Origin of the sequence: Verrucosispora sp. TAA-831, assembly GCF_050780145.1 — a bacterium.
Taxonomy (GTDB): Bacteria; Actinomycetota; Actinomycetes; order Mycobacteriales; family Micromonosporaceae; genus Micromonospora.
Map to the genome: position 1 here is coordinate 646,537 of NZ_CP192240.1, position 18,580 is coordinate 665,116.

Genomic DNA, 18,580 nt, shown 5'->3' on the forward strand with positions numbered 1-18,580 from the left:
CCTGATGTCGCGGTCGTTCGACTGGGCCTGGGAGCAGCACCATCGGGGTGACGATCCGACGTCCGTGGTGGCGGAACTCGGTCTTCCCAAGGCCGACAAGCCGGAGCGAGTGGCCGACGATCTGAATCGACTGGTCGACGAGCTCCGGTCGGCGGCGAAGGCCACCGAGGCCGAACCACCGCCGTACAGTGCCGAGCCGCAGTCCCCGGCGCCCGTAGTGCCCACCGACTCCAGCACGCCTGGAAAAGCACAGTGGACGGATTCGGCAGCGGACAGTTGGTCCGCGCTGCTGATGATCGGTGACGTGGTGCGGGAGGGCGTGCGGCGTGCGACCGCGTCCACGCAGGGCGGTCCGCTTCGCTCGCTGGGGGAGGCGGTCCTCGACGTCGCCCGGGAGCACGGGTTCCGTACGCCGAAGCAACTCCTCCGGTACGCATCACTGAGTGGCCGACTCGGCTTCCCGGCCACCGCGCTGCTCGCGGAGCTGTCGTCCCGGCACCTACGGCTACAGCTCTATCGGATGCTCGGCGACCGGCCGCTGGACGACATCGCCGGCTTCCTCCGCGCGTTGACGCCGTACGACGTCGCAGGCTCCTTCGGCGCGTTGACGCCGTCCGGCCTGTACCGGCAGGTGCCTCCGGTCACCGAGGCGCAGGCGATCAGGTGGGCGACCCGGTTCGGGGTGTCCGCCGACGAGGTGCGGGCACTGGCCGCAAACGCCTGGGCCGACCTGCCCCGCCTGGTCGGTCTGGCCGAGCGGATGGAACTGGACGACGGCGAGGCGCACTGGCTGTTCGACCTGACCCGAAAGACCGGTCAGGTGCCCAGCTACCTGCCGAGGCTGGCATATCGGGCGGAGGTGCGGCCACCGGTCCTGCTCGAGTGGGGTTGGCGGATGAACGCCGCCCCGGCGGACCTCATGCCATTCCGGTCGGCGGCGCGCCTGCTGTCGGCATCTCCGCGGGTGCCGGTGCCGGAACCGGACCGGCTCTCCGTCGCGGAGCTGGTGACGCACCTTCGGAACAGCCTCGACGACGTGACCGGCGCGCCGTGGTGGGCGTTGTGGGTCGGCACGCACACCCCGTCGGACTTGAGCCCCCACGGCCTGACGCCGGTCGAGCTGTTCGACCTGATGGGTGCCGACATGCAGGATGTCCTCGCCCACCCGGGAGCGCTGAGCGCCGCTGGGCTCCTCGACCGCGTCAGGGACCCGGACCGGCCGCCCAGAGGCGCAGCGTCGATCAGCCCGCTGCCGGTCGAGCGCGCCGCTGACCTGTGGTTCGCCACGTGGTTCAGCGAGCGGTTCGAGTCCGAGGAGTGGGACATCCAGCGCGACATCATGACGCGCCCGTGGGTGGACCACCTCGCGGTGCTCGACGAGGCACGCAGGATGGAGGCACCTCCGGCGGACGTCCTCGACTACGCGCGATTGTCGGGCGGCCGGGATCTGGCGGCGACGCGAACCTATCGGGTGCCGTCCGGGACGCCGCAGGTCGGGCTGATCGAGTTGGCCATCCAGTGGGAGGTGCACCTGCACCAGTTCGCTCCGGTCGCCGACCTCCTGCCGCTGGAAACGGAATTCTGGGAACAGGATCTGGACTCGATCGCCACCGGTCTGGCGGCCCGGATCTGGGGCGATCCGGACCATGTTCCCGCCGATGTCTATCAGGCGGCCACGCTACCGCTGACGCTCCTGACCGATCTGGGACTCGGCGCGAGCGACTGGCAGTCGACGACCGACCGGAGCCGACTGATCGGCCGGTGGCTCACCTGGCAGTGGGGACTGGACTCCACCGCGCAGACGCGGGTCGTCGGGCTCCTCACCGACGACCACTTCCCGGAGCAGCGCGGCTACCTCGAACTGCTGTACGCGCTGGCCAAGCGGATGAACCTGTCGACGCCGGCACAGGCGGCCCTGGCCAGCCAGTTGGGTGTCAGCCGCGCCTGGGTGACCGCGTTCAGTCTCCGGATCGGGAAGGTTCCCGACCGGGTCGTCGATCAGGCCCGCCGCCTCGGGGTGCAGGATCCGGCGCGGTTGTTCGCGCTCGCATCCGTCCTCGGTGTCGACCCGGCGGTGCTCGGACCCGACGACGACCTCGACCGGCTCAACCAGACGCCCGACGGCGACCGCTTCAGCGTCGCGTACGACGTCGCCCAGTCGATCCGGGCCCGGCCCGGCTGGGCGGGGCTATCGTCGGGCGACACGATCACCGATCGACTGTTCCGGCTCGTACAGCGGTCGGGGACCGTCCCGTCGAATCTTCCGACGCTGCTCGACGACGGTAGTTGGCTCGGTATCGACCTGTTGTTGGAGATCGCGGAGCTACTGCACAGTGCGCCGGAGACGGTGGCGGTGTACGCGAACACCCGGCGGCAACCGACCGTGTCGGGCGGTGTGCGGCCCACGATCGAGCAGGTGGTCACGGACTACCAGGCATGGGCCGAGTCCATGTACCAGAGGTACGCCCTCGGCCCGAAGCAGCTCTGGCGGGTGTGGAACCGTGAGGGCTCGGCCGCGCTCAGCCGCTACAGCGATCGCGCCGTCCAGGCCGCCGCGCTGGCCTCCGCAGAGTCCAGCGAGGCCGCCGAGCTGTTCCATCGGTTCATCGGTGGCGCTGACCCGCTCGCAGTGGTCGAGGCACTGGCACGGGCACGTCAGCCCGGCGCATGGCTGGTGCCGTTCCTGCCGGAGGCCCCCGAGCTGACCGGTGTGACGATCCAGTTGACCCTGACCGAGCCCGGTCTTCTGCCGGAGACGGTCGCGGAACTGCGCGGGGCCAGCCTGGTGGACGGCGATCTGCGCTACGAGTTCGGGCCCGAACGTGGTGACTGGGCTGGACTGGCCCACCTGACGGAGAGCATCCCGCGCAGTGCCGCCGCCCTGCATGTGGCGATCTCCGTCCGGACCGGGTTCGGCATGGACGCGGCCGCCTACCTTCGATTGGCTCACCTCTACTACACGCAGGCCGACGTGTTGACGGTCGCCGGGCTCACTCCCTTCGACGGGGGGTATAAATACATACACGCAGACCTGATTCGGGAGTTCGACTCCTTCGAAGCATTTCTGCGGCACCACCGCACCGGTCCACTCGTCTTTCACGCGAACTGGCGTTCGGGCGACCACGTCTCGTTCTCCGTGACTCCCGGCCAGGTCTGGCCCGGCGCCCTACAGGCCCGCGTCCGGATCGCGGCGGAACTCGTGCGTGTCGCCCGGCAACCGCTTCCGCAGGAGATGTGGGAATGGCGCTTCACCGGCCCGGCCTTCCGCGACCCGTCACGGGCGGGCGGCCCACACCGGCTGGGAGACCGGGCACACCGACTGATCGGGCTGCTCGACGATCCAGCCCTTCGGGCCCAGACGGCCGGACTCGTGCTCGGTGGGAAGCAGGTCGACCACCGGGCCGGGCCGCAGGTGCCGGGACTGGGGCGGGTGCTCGACGATCCCACCGTCGCGCACACGGCGGTCGAGGAGCCACAGACACCGAGTGCGGACCGCGTACGTGAGATCCTGGCCGTCGACCTGTCGACGTCCGGCCTCGACGCCGAAACCCTCACTGCCCGGCTGAGCAATTCCGTCGACGTCCGGGGCGAGCGCGTGAGCTGGCAGGAGGCGGTGCTCCGGGCGGCGGTCCAGCAAGGCGTGGACTTCTCCGGCATGCTGGCCGAGCAACCCTGGCCGACCCTCACCCGCCAGATGATCACCGGACGGGTGGCACTGCCCGACGAGGTGATCCGGGCCGCGTACCGCTTCGTCGCCGGGATCTCGGACGCGGACTTGGCGAATCTGCTCTCCGCTCCGATGCCACTGCTGCCGTGGAACCTGAAGGTGCCGAACCGGGTGGACCGGGGCTCCGCGGATGGGCAGGGCGAGTGGCCGGACCTCGGTGCTACCGGCGCGCCCGCGCAGGATCTGGTGCGGTGGCTGGAGGAGCGTGTCTCGGCCGGTATGGAACCGCTGCCCTACCTCGTCGAGAACGCGTTGGGCGGCCTGGCTGGGCCGGAGACGGGCACCACCTTCGGCATGCGCATCACGCTCCGGCTCAAGGGTTTTCCCGAACGCTCCGACCGCCGGTTCTGGTCCGACTCGCGCGATGACCAGCGCTGGCTCGGCCAGATTCCGGAGATCATGTACGCGGTGTGGGAGGGGCTCGGGAACCAGGAGATCCGACGTAGACCGGTTGATCAGGACTCCGGCTCTGAGGAATATGACGTCGTTCTGACCGGGCTGGTGGACAGTCCGCCGGTGTGGCGGGCGCTCGGTCTGCTGATGGAGACACTGCGACCGTGGGCCGGTGAGGCATCTGTCCTCATTACTGCCCGCTCTCCCGGCCTGGAATCGGGCTCCTTGTCCCGTCCGTTCAGACACGTCGCGGAGACGTACGCGGACCTCCTGCTCCGTTTGTCGTCCAGTCCGGACCGCGCCGCCGTCAGCGGGCAGTCCGGTCGTCGGGCCAAGATCACGAGCATGTTGCAGTACGTGCGTACCGGGTGGATGCCGTTGTCTCTCGCGTTCGGGCTGGGGGGGCTACAGGCGCGGCTGCGACTCATCCTCGCGCTGATCCGGGCGGTGGAAGGCGGTGTCGGTAGCACCAGGCCCGTCCCGTCGCGTGGTGGCGGGTACGACCGGCTCGATCCCGAGCTGCGCTGGCTCGACGACTGGCTGCTCGATCTGTCCGGCTGGACGGACTTTCACGCGTTGCTGGACGTGCTGGACCTGGACCCACCAGGAGCCACGCAGATCGCCTCACTTTTCGTGTTGACGTCGTCACATCCGTCGGGCGAGCGACTGACCAGTCTGCCGCGAGGCGTCCGGTGGGGGCCGGACATGCCGTTGCTCGCTCCCGACGACGAGCACCCCGCCGCGTTCCTGGCCGAGATCGTCGAGGGAGACTCGGATCTCCCCGCCAGGGAGGCGGTGCAGCGGACCTACACGCGCCACCTCTCGTTGCGGTACTGGCATGGGCTCTACGCCCGGTTCCACGCCTTCGTCAGCGCACTACCACCCGGCACGGACCTCGACTCCGCACGCGCCGACCGGCGCCGAGCCGCCGCGAACCTGTGGAACCTACTGGACGACAGCGACGAGTCGGTGAGCGTCTGGCACGAGCGATTCCAGGCGCAGATGCCCCTGCCCGAGTGGACCTTGCCCACCTCCGTCCCGAGCGTCGCCGACCCGTACGAGACGGCCCAGTCGGTCTGGTTGGCCACCCCTGCCCGGCCGGAGAGCGCCACCGAAGAGGACGTCGCGATCCTGCGGACCGCAGCGGGATGGCTGGACGGCGTGCGGTCCGCACCCGCCACGAGCCTGTTGCACCGGATCGGCACGTGGCTGGCGCAACGGGAGCCGGGCCGGTTCTCCGTGTCGACGCCGGAGTTGCATCCGCGGCCGGGACGGTGGGCGCAACACGGTCTGCTGGGCGCCGTCATCGACGCCGCCGGGTGGCAGGGTGTTCGCCTTCCCTCCGGGGTCAGCGCCCCGGCAGGACTGCGCCGCCACGTGGTGGCGCAGATCGAGCAGCTCGGTGACCTCGATCGCGACCTTGCCAGCGCGGAACCGGTACGGCGTGTCGAATCGATGCCGCCCGGTGCGCTGCTCGAACTGGGGTCGCGGCTCCCGGCGCTGGCCGCAGCGCCCGAACCGACCGAGCACCGACGGGCCATCGCCGAGGACAACATCCGGCGCGAGCATCCAGGGGCCAGCGATCAGGAGTTCTCGCGTCTGGTCCAGGCAGCGCTCGACGGCTGGGCACGGGAGAGTCGGCGGCGTCTTCTGCGCGCGGAGCTGGCGCGTACGCTCCCGCCGCAGGAGTCCGCCGCCGCGCTCGGCAGCGCCCCGGAGGGCCGGTTGGACGCTCTGGTGGAGCACCTGGGGCAGCAGCAACCCCGCGACCCGACGGTGAGCCGTGACCTGGCCGTGGTGCTGGCTCGGGCACTCGACGTCGACATCGTGGTCCGCAGTGGTGTGCTCGCAGAGCACACCAATCCGGGCGAGCGTCCGGTCCTGTATCTCGACCGATCCACCGACATGGCGTACCGACCGCTGTCGCCGGTCGCGACCATCGACCCCGAGAGCCCGGTCCTGCCGCCTCTCGACGTTCTCGACCCCGAGTTGACCGCAGTCGTGCGTACCTGGGCTCGTGAGCACCACGCGACGCTCACCGCAGGCGGCGGCGCACGGGATCAGGCATGGACGGAGCTGACGAACCTGCTGACCGACTGGGTCGGCCTGCCGCAACTCCGCGTCGAGGTGGTGCCGGGAAGGCCCACCGCCCTGAGCTACGCAGAGTGGTCGTTGAGCATCAGCACGGAGCCGGTCGACCGCACCCTCGGCACGCTGTTCGCGGAGATTCTGCGCGCCGAGCAGCGGATGCTCGTGGAACAGGCGGGGCATGACGGGAGGGCTCTCCGGGAGTCGGTCGACCGTCCCGTCGCCGCCCCTCACGCCCGACGTCACCTCCCGCGGATGTCCGTTCCCGCCGGCGATCGTCGGATCGCCTCGGCCAGGAGTTTGCGGGATCCGGAAGCCGAAGGCATGCGGGAACCGTTGCAGCGCGCCCTACAGGCTGCTGACACATGGCTCGGCCTCGAAACGGACGTGCGCTCCGCCGAGGACGGCGAGCTTTCGACGCGACTGGACCGACGCCTCACGCGTGACAAGAGCAAGGTCTTGCGGTTCCGCGCCGACATGCTTGCCCTGATGCACAACCCGTCGGTCGAGACGCATGTGCGGGGCATCCACGATCGTCTGCTCGCCGACGGATCGGTCCGCGACTGGCGTGCGGAGATCGACATCCGGATCGACCCGGACTCGGGCGTCGAGGTGGCATGGTCGGGGCCCCCTGGCGTCCAACTCCGAGCGACGAACGGTGCCGCCGTCCCACCGCCGAGCCATCTCGTGCACCCCGAGCGCCCGATCGTGGTGGTGCACGCGGCCTCTGCGGAGGAGGCCGGACAGATCCTCCGCCGGGTGGCCACCGACCTACCGGCGAACGCCCTCGTCGATCTGGTCGTGCCCCGGGTCGCCGGGGCACGGGTGATGGCCCTTGCCGCTCTGTTGCAGGACCGTCAGAACCTGGCACTGCGGGCGGATCTGATCACCCGGGGTGAACGGGCCGACCATCTCGTCGGATACTCCCGCGCACACACTCGGGCGGTCGGACCCTTCGTCTCCTACTACACGGTCCATGCCGAGCCGCAGAGCGAGCCGTTGCCGGTGTCGCACGTGACGCAGTTGGCCAACCTGGGTGGCGGCCGATTCGCACTCGTGCCGGGCTGGGCGGTGCAGGTCACGCCGCACCGGATCTGGATCCGACCCGACGAAACCGTCAACATCGTGCCCTCCTTCGGGGTCGAGTCGGTCGCCATCAGTGCACCGGGGGTGGCGACACCGTGGTCGGTGGTCCGGCTCGGGATCTGGCTCACCGAATGGTTGGCGTCGCAGGCCGGCAGGCCCCTGGGCGACGATCTGTGGAAGGTGTACGGAGGCGTCGGTTCGCCACCAGCGCTCCGAAAGATCACCGACGTGATCGCCGTCGATCCGCGGGACGGGTTGTTGTGGAGCCACGCCTTCGGTGCTGAGGGTGATCTCCTCGTCACGGGTTTGCGGATGGCTAACACGGACGGCTACCTGCCGTTCATGCTGCTCGACCAACTGGTCGGTCTCGCCGGTGGGGACGCGGAGGCCGATCCGGACCGCGTCGTCGATCTGTTGACCGGGTTGGCGCGTCGGGTCGGCCTGCACACCGGTGGTCAGGGAGACGTCGTCGACGAGAGCGCCCGATCTGAGCTGCTGATTACCTCCATCAATGTATACGATCGTCACGGCCTGCTGGGCGTGACGGAGGACCGACTCCGGGCCGCGGTCGAAGAGGACCGCCTGCCGGACGCCGAGACGGACTCGGATCTCGGCTCGTGGGACGCCAGTCCTCCTGACCCGGCGGAGGCTCCGGTGTCGGTCGCCGGTGCCGGAGGTGCGGCGGCCCCCGAGGTGATGCCGTACCTGGTCGCGGTGGCCCCGGACGGCTCGTACGTGCTGGCGCGTCCGCCGTCGCAGGGCACCGACGGCCGGTACGGCTTCACCGGTTTCGACGTGTACCGGCCCGACGGCACCGCGCGGGGCAGCTTCGACACGCGCACGGTCGAGAGTGACGACTTCGTCGGTACCTCGTCGCTGGTGAACCACTCCGACGTTCCCGGAGCCCTGGACCTGGTCGCCTGGCACGCGACCCGGCACAGCACCCGACCCGACTTCCGGCTACTCAAGGTGATCAACCAGAAGGTGCAGCAACGCCTTCGCGACGAGTACCGGATGGAGACGCTGCCCTCCTCCGTCGAGGGGGCACCCGACTATCGGGGCTCGCGTGAGACGGTCAACCGGATCGCGCAGGAGCGGCTGGAGCAGGCCGGGTGGACACTGGCCCCGGATGGTGGGGCCGCGACGACGCCGACGTTCACCCACCCGTGGACCAGCGATGATGCGGCATGGGCACCGACGGCTCCGGACGGTACCCCGTTGGCGGTGGTCACCGAGACGCTGGCGGACGGCGGATCCCGTCGGGTGGCGGGCCGGCACGACGCTGCCGGTGACTTCCAGATCGTCGACCCGACGACCGGACGTGCCGCCTATCGCCTGACCGCCAGGACCGGTCCGGACGGCGCTCGCGCCTGGACGGCAGGCGTGCTGTCGGCGCAGGACGCGCGCCACTTCCACGCACTCGCCAGGGACGTCGGCTGGACGGCTGCCCAGGGCACCGCCGAGCGGGTCCGGCACCGGATGGAGCGGGTGCTGGGCTCGCGTACGGCCGAGGACAAGGCACGCGACTTCGTCACGCACATCGTGACCCATGGTGAGCCCGTCACCGGGGCCGTGGAGGTCGGAGCCGCCGGCCACCAGCTCTACCGGCATCGGGTGGGCGGACAGACCGTGCTGGTCCGGGCCAGGGTCGTAAACGACGAGGTGTGGTCGGCATATCGACCATCGCCGCTGGATTGGGTCCTGGACCGCTTCGCCGCGCACGATGTCGTGACGACGCTGCGCGACGCCGGATGGACCCTGAGCGCCGGTCACACCAGTGCCGTCGACCCGGCCGAGCGGCGCGTCGACCTGAACGCCTTCGACGGTACCGCCTGGCCGGTCCTCCAGGAGACCGCAGCGCTGGTCCGGCCGGTGGCGCTGGCCCCGGACGGCTCGTCCGTGCGGCTGCGGGAGCCGCTGGCGGGCACCGTGGAGGAGGGTGGCTGGATCATCCTCGACGTCTTCGGCCCGCGGGGAGACGCTCGCGGCAGTCACACCGTCAACACCATGCGGGCCGACGCCGACCACGTGACGACGATGGCGCTGTACAACAACTCCGACGTGCCCGGCCTCGTGCACCTGGCCGCATACCTGGTCACCGAGAACAGCGGCAAGGAGTACTACCAGTCGAGGTTCGTCACGAACGACCGGATCCGGCGGGTACTCGTCGACGAGTACGGCATGCGACCCGCGCCGGGGGTAGGGTCCTTCGCCGGGTTGTCGGTCGCCTCGCCCGGATTCGCCGCGGAGGACTACCGCGTGTCCAGGGTGATCGCCAACCGGGTGGCCCGCGACCGGCTGGAGCAGTTGGGATGGACGCTGCCGCCGACGGGCGGTGCCCCGTCGGCCCGCGTACTCCGCACGTCGTGGGTGGGTGAGGCGGGCGGATGGGAGCCGACCGGTCCGGACGGCACCCCGCTCGACGTGGTCACGGAGACGCTGGCGGACGGCGGAACCCGTCCGGTGTCGGGCCGCAGGATCGATCCGGAGACCTTCCAGATCGTCAGTCCGGAGACGGGACGCGACATCTACCGCCTCCGTGCGGTGGCCGACGCGGACGGCGGCCGGCGGTGGCGGGCACCCCTCATGTCCCCGTCCGACGAGAGGTATTTCGCCCGGTACGCCGAGGCCGCCGGGCTGGACTCGGCGATCGACCACGTCCGGCACGTCGTCGACGCCGGTACGCGGATCCGTGATCATCTGACGCTGCCCGGGGTCGGTCTGTACCGGCTCGTCACCGGACGACGTAGCGCCCTCGTCTACGCGCGGGTGGACGAGGCCGGCACGGTGACGAATGCACACCGTCCCACTCCACTCGACGCGCTCCTGGAGCGCTATCACGACCAGCAGGTCCTGACCGAGTTGGTCGACGACGGGTGGACGGTGCGGCCGGGCCACACCAACACCGCCGATCCGGCGACGCGCCAGATCCAGGTGGACGCCTTCCAGGAGCAGGAGGCCTGGCGTACGTTGCGGCAGGCCCGACCGCTGCCCGTCACGGTCGTCGGGCCGTCCGATCCGCTGCTGGACCACCGGCTGCTGGCGACCTCGGATCCGGCACTGCACGACGCCGTGCGAGCGCATGTACAGGAGCATCGCGCCCTTCTTGCGAATGAGGACAGGGAGGCGTGGCGGAGCCTGGCGAATGTGATCGCGGCCCACATCGGTGGCCCACTGCTGCTGCCGCAGAACCTCACCGTCGGTGGAAACCAGAGGGCCGGCGCCGCCGGTCTCTTCTCCCGCCAGGCGTGGCGGGTCAACGTCGACCCGAGTGCCTTCGACAGCATGGTCTCCACCCTGGTGCACGAGATGGTGCACTACGAGCAGGCGGTGGTGGCCGGCCAGGCGGTGGCCGGACTGGTCGGTGCCTTCGCCATCACGCCGCTGACCAACGATGCCCGGGTGCGCAACGAACTGGCCGCCAGTCAGGTGGCCGGCGACCTGCGCATCGGCTCGGGTGAGCGGTTGTGGACGGAGATCACGGTCGACAGCGAGCAGAGCCGCCGGGTCATCGATGCGATCACCGCCGCCGGGGCGCCCTACCGTGAGGCGACCGGCCTGCTCGACGTGGTGGATCGCATCGACGGATTCAGCCCTCGGCTCCGCCGCTGGTTGGGCCAGCGGCAGGCCGTGGCGATGCGGGAGATGGCCGACGCGGCCATCCTCTACATGGCTCTGCCGCTCGAGACGCAGGCGCACCTCATCCAGGTCGACTTCGAGGCCGGCGGCTCGGTACAGGACTGGCTGACGGACCCGAACGCCCAGGTCGTGCCGCCGGAGGGATACACCGCGCTGGCCATCCCGGCCGGCAGCTTCGTGTCTCCGTCGTCGTCAGTGGAAGCGGTGCCACCGGCCCGCCTGGCGAGCGCGGACCGGCCGCTGGTGCTGGTGCGGCTCGATGATCTGGATGATGCCGGGCCGGTGCTGGCGGCACTGGCCGCCGGTCTGCGGAGGCCGTCGCTGGTGGAGCTGGTGGGCGCGCCGGCCCGACGGCTCACCGTGCCGGAGGCGCTGGGTCTGGCCGAGATACTCGGCGGCTGGCACCTGCTGGCACTCGCTCCGGACCTGCTGGACGTGTCCGGACCGCACACCGCCCATCTGGTACCCCACGCTCGGAACCACGCCGTCACCCTGCCGCCCTTCGCCGGCTACTACACGGTCCACCTGGATCCACAGCGCCAGACGCTGACCCTCGCCAAGCCCTACCTCCTGCGCAACCTCGGAGACGGTGCCTTCGAGCTCTATCCGGGCTGGCAGGTGACGACCGTGGACGACCGGGTGTGGGTCGGCCCGGTCGACGCATCGCCGGACCTGACGGATGCCGGTGCCGCCCGCGTGGTCATCGGCACCCCGGAGCGGGAGACGCCCTGGACGGTCGTGGGCGCCGGGATCTGGGTGGCCCGAGTCCTGGCCAGTCACATCGGCGTCGGCTTCGACGACGGTTTCGTGCACGTGCACCGGCCGTCCCGCACACCGCCGGTGATCGACGAGGACGGCTACACCACGACCGACGACGTCGCGGCGGCCGACTGGGATCTGGTCCGCCGCGCGCTCGGGACCGGCTACTCGTCGGGCGACTTCCGAGCCAGGTTGAGTGCGTACGCCAACCCGAGCCAGGACGCCGACTCCCTTCGTCTCCTGCTCCATGCTCTGCTGGAGCAGGCCGAGGAGGCCGGGCTCACCGAGCCCACCGGTGTGCCGGTCGACCCGGCGGTCGCGGTACGCGCCCTGACCGCGCTGGCGGGACGGCTCGGCATGCCGACGTCCGACGAGGACGCTCTCCGCTCCCGCCGGGACCTGGTGCACGTGGCCGAGCTGGCGGCGATCGCCTACGGCGTGCACGGTCTCAATCTGCCGAGACTGAGCGCGGCGTACCGGCTGTGGCCGGCCGGGCCCGATCGGGGTGGATCCGTGGTCGACTTCGCGGAGAGCCTGCTCAGCCGCTACGGGTCGTTCTACGAGGATGCCGACGCACGGGATCCCGACTTCCCGCTACGCCTGCGGCGCGTGCTGGAGCCGTTGCAGTCCCCAGAGGTGGACACAGCGGCGGCATCAGACCGCTACCTGACCGCCAACGACTGGCTCGACCAGGTGTTCGCCACCACCACGACGGTGGATTGGCAGGAACAGATCTTCGGCTGGGACGGGGTACGGCCGGAGCATCCGCTGCCCTTCGCTGCGGGCGGGATCGTGGTCGGGTATCTGTCCGGGCCGGACGGACTGCCGATGGTCGACGGCCGGTCGGCGGCCGAGCAGGGGGTGACCGGCGGCGCTGCGCTGCTGGCGCAGCTCGGCGACCGGGTCCGCGCGGGGGTCGCGCCGCAGGTGCCCAGGGACGAACTGTCGGTCTGGTTGATCCCGTTGGTCGGCGACCAGGCCGCCGGGCCGAACCTGGCCGCGCTGCGAGCCGAGCTGCACGCGATGCACGAGTGGTTGGCCTGGGGGGTGCGGCTCGGCGACGCGGTGACGGTCGACGAGCCGGAGCCGACCACCACCACAGGCGACCGTGAGCACCTCGACGGGACCACGGAGCTGGACGCCAGTCCTCCTGACCCGGCGGAGGCTCCGGTGGCGGTCGCCGCCGTCGGTGACGACCTCGGGTGGCAGCGTGCCGCCGACGGCACGTACACGCATCCCGACGACGACGCCGCCGACGATCTCCCCGAAGCGCTGCGCGAGACCCGGTCACGGCCGCTCAGTAACGTGGAGTTCTTCACGTCTCTGTTGCGCCTGGTGATCGCCCGGACCGCGCCGGAGCGGGTCCCGACGCAGGACGAGTGGGTCGACTACCTGCTGCGGTGGACATCCCGGAACAGCGAGGGGCCTCTCGTCTCCCTCATGGACGGCGTTGGCGAGGCGTCGCGGAACCTGATGGACCGCGAGCCGGGGTTCCGGATGCAGGCATTCATGCGAACGCCGGAGAGCGATCTCGTCCATGTCCTGCCGGTGTCAGGCGACGGCGACGAGCTCATCGACACGTTCGTCGACGTGCGGAGCGAGGCGGTCGTGCACCGCCATTTCCTGGGCCAGGACGCTGCACGACTGGCCGGAGACACCGGGCGTCCCGAATCGGTGCCCGGACTCGTGCGCCGGATCCGGCAGACGCGACTCGGTATCCCCGACACGGTGACGCCGGGTGGTCGGTACGCGTCCGACTCCGCCACCGGCGTCGTCGAGACCCCGGTCGTCGCGACGGCCCGGCAGTGGCGTCGGAGCGTGCTCTGGCTGCGGTCGCTCGCCGTGGACGGGACACCCCTGGTCGAGCGGGAGATCATCGACCGGATCGACGAACTGCACGGCGAATCGCGAACCGTCATGGAAGCCGGTTGGTCCGTGCTGCGGCGGCGCATCGGCCAGGCGTGGCAGTGGGCTACCCGCCCGGATGTCGAGCGGCAGGACCCCGGCTCGGGCCAGCGGGAGCGCGCCAGCCGGTTGGCCGGCGGCCTGCACGCGGACCTGGCGACCTTCCGGGCCGAGCTGGCCGAGGCGGTCGAGGCGGCCGCGCAGGAGGTCTCGCAGAGCCATCCGAGTGATCGTCGTGAGTCGGTGATCAGCGTGTTGGCGCAGCAGCCGTCGATCGACATGTCGTCGGCTCTGGTGACACCGGTTCGCGGCACCGGCGGCTGGGACCTTCGCCCCGACGGCGCATACCAGGAAGGGGAGGTCGCCGGGCTGCCCACGGGGTTGTGGTTCGACGACTCCGGTGTCGCCGAGCAGGAGGACGAAGACCTCCTCCGGGTGGTGCAGGAACTGCTGGCTGCCGGGGCCCGACCGGCACGGCTGCCCACGTTGCGCCAGTTGCGGGACATGCCCCCGGCGACCTCGTCGGCGCCCACCGAAGCGGAGCGGTGGGACGAGCAGTTGTACACCTGGCTCCGGGCGGCGGCGGCCGATGCGGGCGGCGTCCCGTTCCGACTTCAGGGCTTCGAACGGCTGGATTCGGGCGACGTTCGGGCGTACCCGGTGCAGGGCGACTCCGGCGAGGTGGTGTTCGCGTACCTGGCGGGGCAGACGCTGCACCGGCTGCGCGGATGGCCGGTGACGTCGACCGGCGGCTACCAGGAGACGACCACCGCCGAACTCCCGCCGGGCCTGTCGACATTCGATACCCGGGTGAGCGGTCGGGCCGACCAGATCGTGTTCACGGTGGAGATGTTGCTGACGGAGGTGATGGGCACCCGGCGGTTGCCACCGCGCTCGGCACTGGAGGAGAAGTCGACGTTCTATGCGGACCTCGCCTGGCCCCGGCGGATCTTCCGGCTTCTGCACTGGGCGGCGAAACGATCTGCGGGCGCGGCACAGTCCGCGGAACCGGTCCCGTTCCGGTTGCAGGCGTTCGAGGACGTCGGCCAGGGCAGATACCGGGCGTACCCGATCGAGGGCGACTCCGGGCCGCTGATCTTCGTCTACGAGTCGGCGTACAACGGCATCGCCCCGCTGCGCAGGCGGGAGTGGGCGAGATCCGGAGACGGCGGATTCGCTCCGGTGCCCGGCGTGCGGGCCGTTCGCCTGCCCGACGGGCTGAACGTCAGCCCCGCCGACCGCGCCGACGCGATCGGACTGGCCGACGCGGTGGCCCGACTGATGACCGTGCACGGACACCCGGCGACCGCCGAGGGACTGTGGCAGCACCTGAGCGAGGCGGAGGTCCTGCCCGCCGGGACGGTGCCGGAGCACCCCGCCGACGCGGCTCTGCTCACCGTGATGGGGCAGGAACTCGGCTTCCGCGCGCAGGTCTTCGTGACCGACGGCGAGACCGTCGTCGGTGAGCCGGTCCGGGGCGACCTCGGTCCACTGTTCCACCTGGTCCACGACTCCCGCGACGGCAGCTACGCCCCGGCCTGGACCGGACCGGCCGAGGATCTGCTGCCGGCGACGGCAGGGCCACCCTCGGAAGACGGCTGGGAGGTGACCGCCGACGGCGAGTACCAGCGGGAGGGGGCCGCACCCCGACTGCCGGAGGCGCTGTCACCGGGCATGGGCGGGTCGTCCGTGCCGGCCGTGTTGCGGGCAGTGCGGGAGCTGGTGGTGGCCACCGGCATACGGCGGGTACCGACGTCCGCGCAACTGCTGCGGTTCACCGAAGCGGTCCCGGCCGGACTGGACTGGGACCAGGAGATCTTCGAGTGGCTGCACGGCGCCGTCCGTGGCCTCGGCGGCACCGGGGCGTTCCGGTTCCAGGCCTTCGACGAGGTCGAGCCCGGACACTTCCGGTCCTATCCGGCGTGGGGCGAGTCCGGTCCGATGCTGTACCTGCTGCGCACCGACGACAACCGGTACCACGCGCTTTGGAGCGACCGACCGGCGCAACTCGCTGTATCGCTCGACGCTCTCATACTCCGGAACCGTCCGGTGGCGACGGACGAGGTACGGGCCCGGCTGGCCCGCCTGGGCGGCGCGGACAGCGGCCGGTTCGGTCGCCGATGGTCGCAGCTCAGCGACCGGATCGAGCGGGCACGGCGGAGCCTGGGCGCACGCCAGGATTTGGCCTTCGGTGGCCAGGACGAATGGGCGCCCCTCGCCGGGCAGGCGATGGCCCTGCTCCGCGCGGACCTGGGCCGGTTCGACGTCGACCTGGACCGGGCGGTGGCCGACGCGGAGCTGACCTCATGGTTCGGGTTCGGGACGGAACTGTCCGACTGGCACCGGCAGATGTGGGAGCTGCTCAGTCGGTTGGCCGGTGTCGACGGAGGTTTCGGGTCCTGGTTGCGGGAGACCGCGCAGGCGGTCGGGCTGTACCACCAATCGAGCACCGCGCAGTGGGGACAGGAGATGTCCCGGTTGCGCCCCTGGGCCCGGCGTCCGGACATCCCGATCTGGGCCCGACGACGGCTGTTCCACATCGTCGGTCTCACCGAGGCGTTGTACCCGGGAGAACTCGTCGAGAGCGACGAGGCGCGGCGGGCCACGTTGTTGCGGCGGGTACGGCGCCTGGTGGACGCGGTCCGACGTGACCCGTTGTGGCGGCGTACCCCGGGTGCGCAGGATCGGATGCGTCCGGAGCTGCTGACCGACCTGCTGCGTGGATGGCGGGGCGCGTCCGCCGACCGGCCGATCACCAACGACGACCTCCGCGCGCTCGTGGACCTGGTCGACGAGATCAAACAGCCGGGGCACAAGGTGCGGCTGCACCGTGTGCTGAGCGCCTGGCAGGAGCGGTACCGGTCCGCTCCGGCACAAGCGGTGCCACCCTCCGCCGACGAGGCGCTCGCCCTGCCCGTCGACCGGGCCGCGGACCGCTGGGAGTTGCCGAGGCACCTGGTCGAGGGCCAGCTCCTCGGCCCGGCCGACGCGACCCTGCTCCCGGCCGAGGCCGCCCAGGTGTTGGCGCTGGTCCAGGAAGCGGTCGGGCACGGCGTCCCCGACCACGACCCCGGCATGGTGCGGCTGCGGTACGACCTCGAACACCGGTACCGCGGCTTCCTCGTCAACGGCAACCGGTACTTCATGCGCCGCGACGGCATCCCGATCGAGTTGCACGTCGGCTCGAAACTGGTCAACGCCCTGGTCGAGGAGAAGTTCCCGGGAATACCGAGCTCCCGGCGGCTGGACAGCGCCACCCTGTCCGCGCGCAAGCAGAAGTACCTCAAGAAGTTCCTCCGTCCGCGTACCGTCCACCTACCGTTCTCGGCGCTGTTCGGTGCTCTGACGGCTGGTTTCGTCGCCGTGCACGTCGCGATCACGCGTAACGAGCCGGCGAGCACCATGAGCAGGTCCGCAGGGGTCCTGCACACCCGGATGCTGCGCAGCGGCACCACCGCCACCGCCTTCCGCGCCGACAGCAGATGGACGGTGACCAGCATCGCCCCCGGTGCCGAAGCGGGACAGGCGGTACGCGGTGAACCGCACAGCCGGCTGCTGTCGGGGTCGGTGCTGCTCGACGTGCCGGTCTACATGACGCGTCCGTCGGCGAACGTGAAGGGCAAGGCCCGAGCCACCACCTTCTCGGCGTCCGATTCGGTCAGGTCGTCGAACGACGCCGAATCGGTGCTCGCCGACTCCGTCATCTCCGAGTCGAGCCACCCGTCGCCACAGTTCCGACAGGACATCTGGGGCAGCGAACCGAGCGGTGACAGGTCACCACCGACCATCTCCCGGCGCAGCTCCACCGACTCGTCCGCGTCGTCGGTCATCCGCCAGCCCAGCAGCTCGAGCAGGATCGAGTCGCGGCCGAGGCGCCTGGTCCGGTGGATGCGGTTCCGGAAGAAGAGCCATGAGCAGTCGGGCATCGACCTGAAGCAACTGCGGCGTACGCCCTCGGGTCGGCTGGTCCCGCAGCCGAGCGAGCGTCCGGTCGCCCGGGAACCGGTGACCGCCGGCGATCTTCCGCCGACGATCGACTTCCAGGGCGAACTGCCGCGGGCGTTCGTCGTCGACGATGTCGGCGACACGACGACGTTGGTCGACGCGATGGCCGCGGCGGCGGGCCGGCCCCTCGGGGTGGGCGGGTCGGCCCGAGCCACCCTGTACGACTTCTCCGACCGGGGCGAGGTCGGTAACACGATCCACGAGATGGTGGACACCTACCAGTACGCCCCGGTCCTGACCGACGACCGGAACGCCAAGCCCATCGCGGCGGAGCGGGTACGCGCGGAGTTCGGTGCCGCCCAGTTGCTCTCCGTCACCGAGATGGACGACGACGTGGCGATGCGGCACATCTTCGCCAGGTCGATCGAGGTGGCCGCCGAGACCGGCGTCATCGACGGCCTCAGCGGAACGGTGGGCGCCGGACCCGGATCGCGTTACCGGGGGTTCGGAATCACCGTGTCCGGCGGTCTGCGGTGGCTGTTCGGCAAGTCGTTCCGACGGACTCGCGGCGGTGCCGCCGGCAGTGGTGCGGTGAGCCAGAAGTTCGCCGAGACCGTCGGCCAGACCGCGCTGTACGCGGTCGACGTCACCTTCGACATCGAACCGATGGGTGACCAGCCGGCCCAGCACGCCGTGGTGACCCTGCTCGTCCGGATGCAGGTGGAAGAGGTCCGGCGGTTGGCCGACGCCGACCGGGTGGTCAACCCACAGCGGGTGACCGATCTGACGTTCCGCTATCCGGGCAAGTCCAGCGCACGAAGGGGAGTGGGCCGTACGCCCACCAACGGCGATCGGATCCAGCCGCCGAGGTACCTGTCGCGGGAGCATCCGACCACGATCGGCAGTTCGGTGGTGGCCGACCTCACCGGCCTGCGTGACCTGCACGACCGGTTGCTCGGCGAACTCGAATCGAGCAAACAGGAACTGTTCCCCGGTTGGCGGACGGTGCAGCCGTCCGACCGGCGCCTGAGGGACGTC

The 18,580-nt window shown here is 70.7% G+C and carries 1 protein-coding gene (cut by both window edges); it reads left to right on the top strand.

The whole window is internal to a hypothetical protein gene (locus ACQVFL_RS03280) on the top strand: the coding sequence, 48,471 nt in all, runs 12,842 nt past the left edge and 17,049 nt past the right edge, and what appears here is coding positions 12,843-31,422, spanning codon 4,281 (partial) through codon 10,474 (complete); the first complete codon in view begins at position 2. Both the start codon and the stop codon lie outside the window.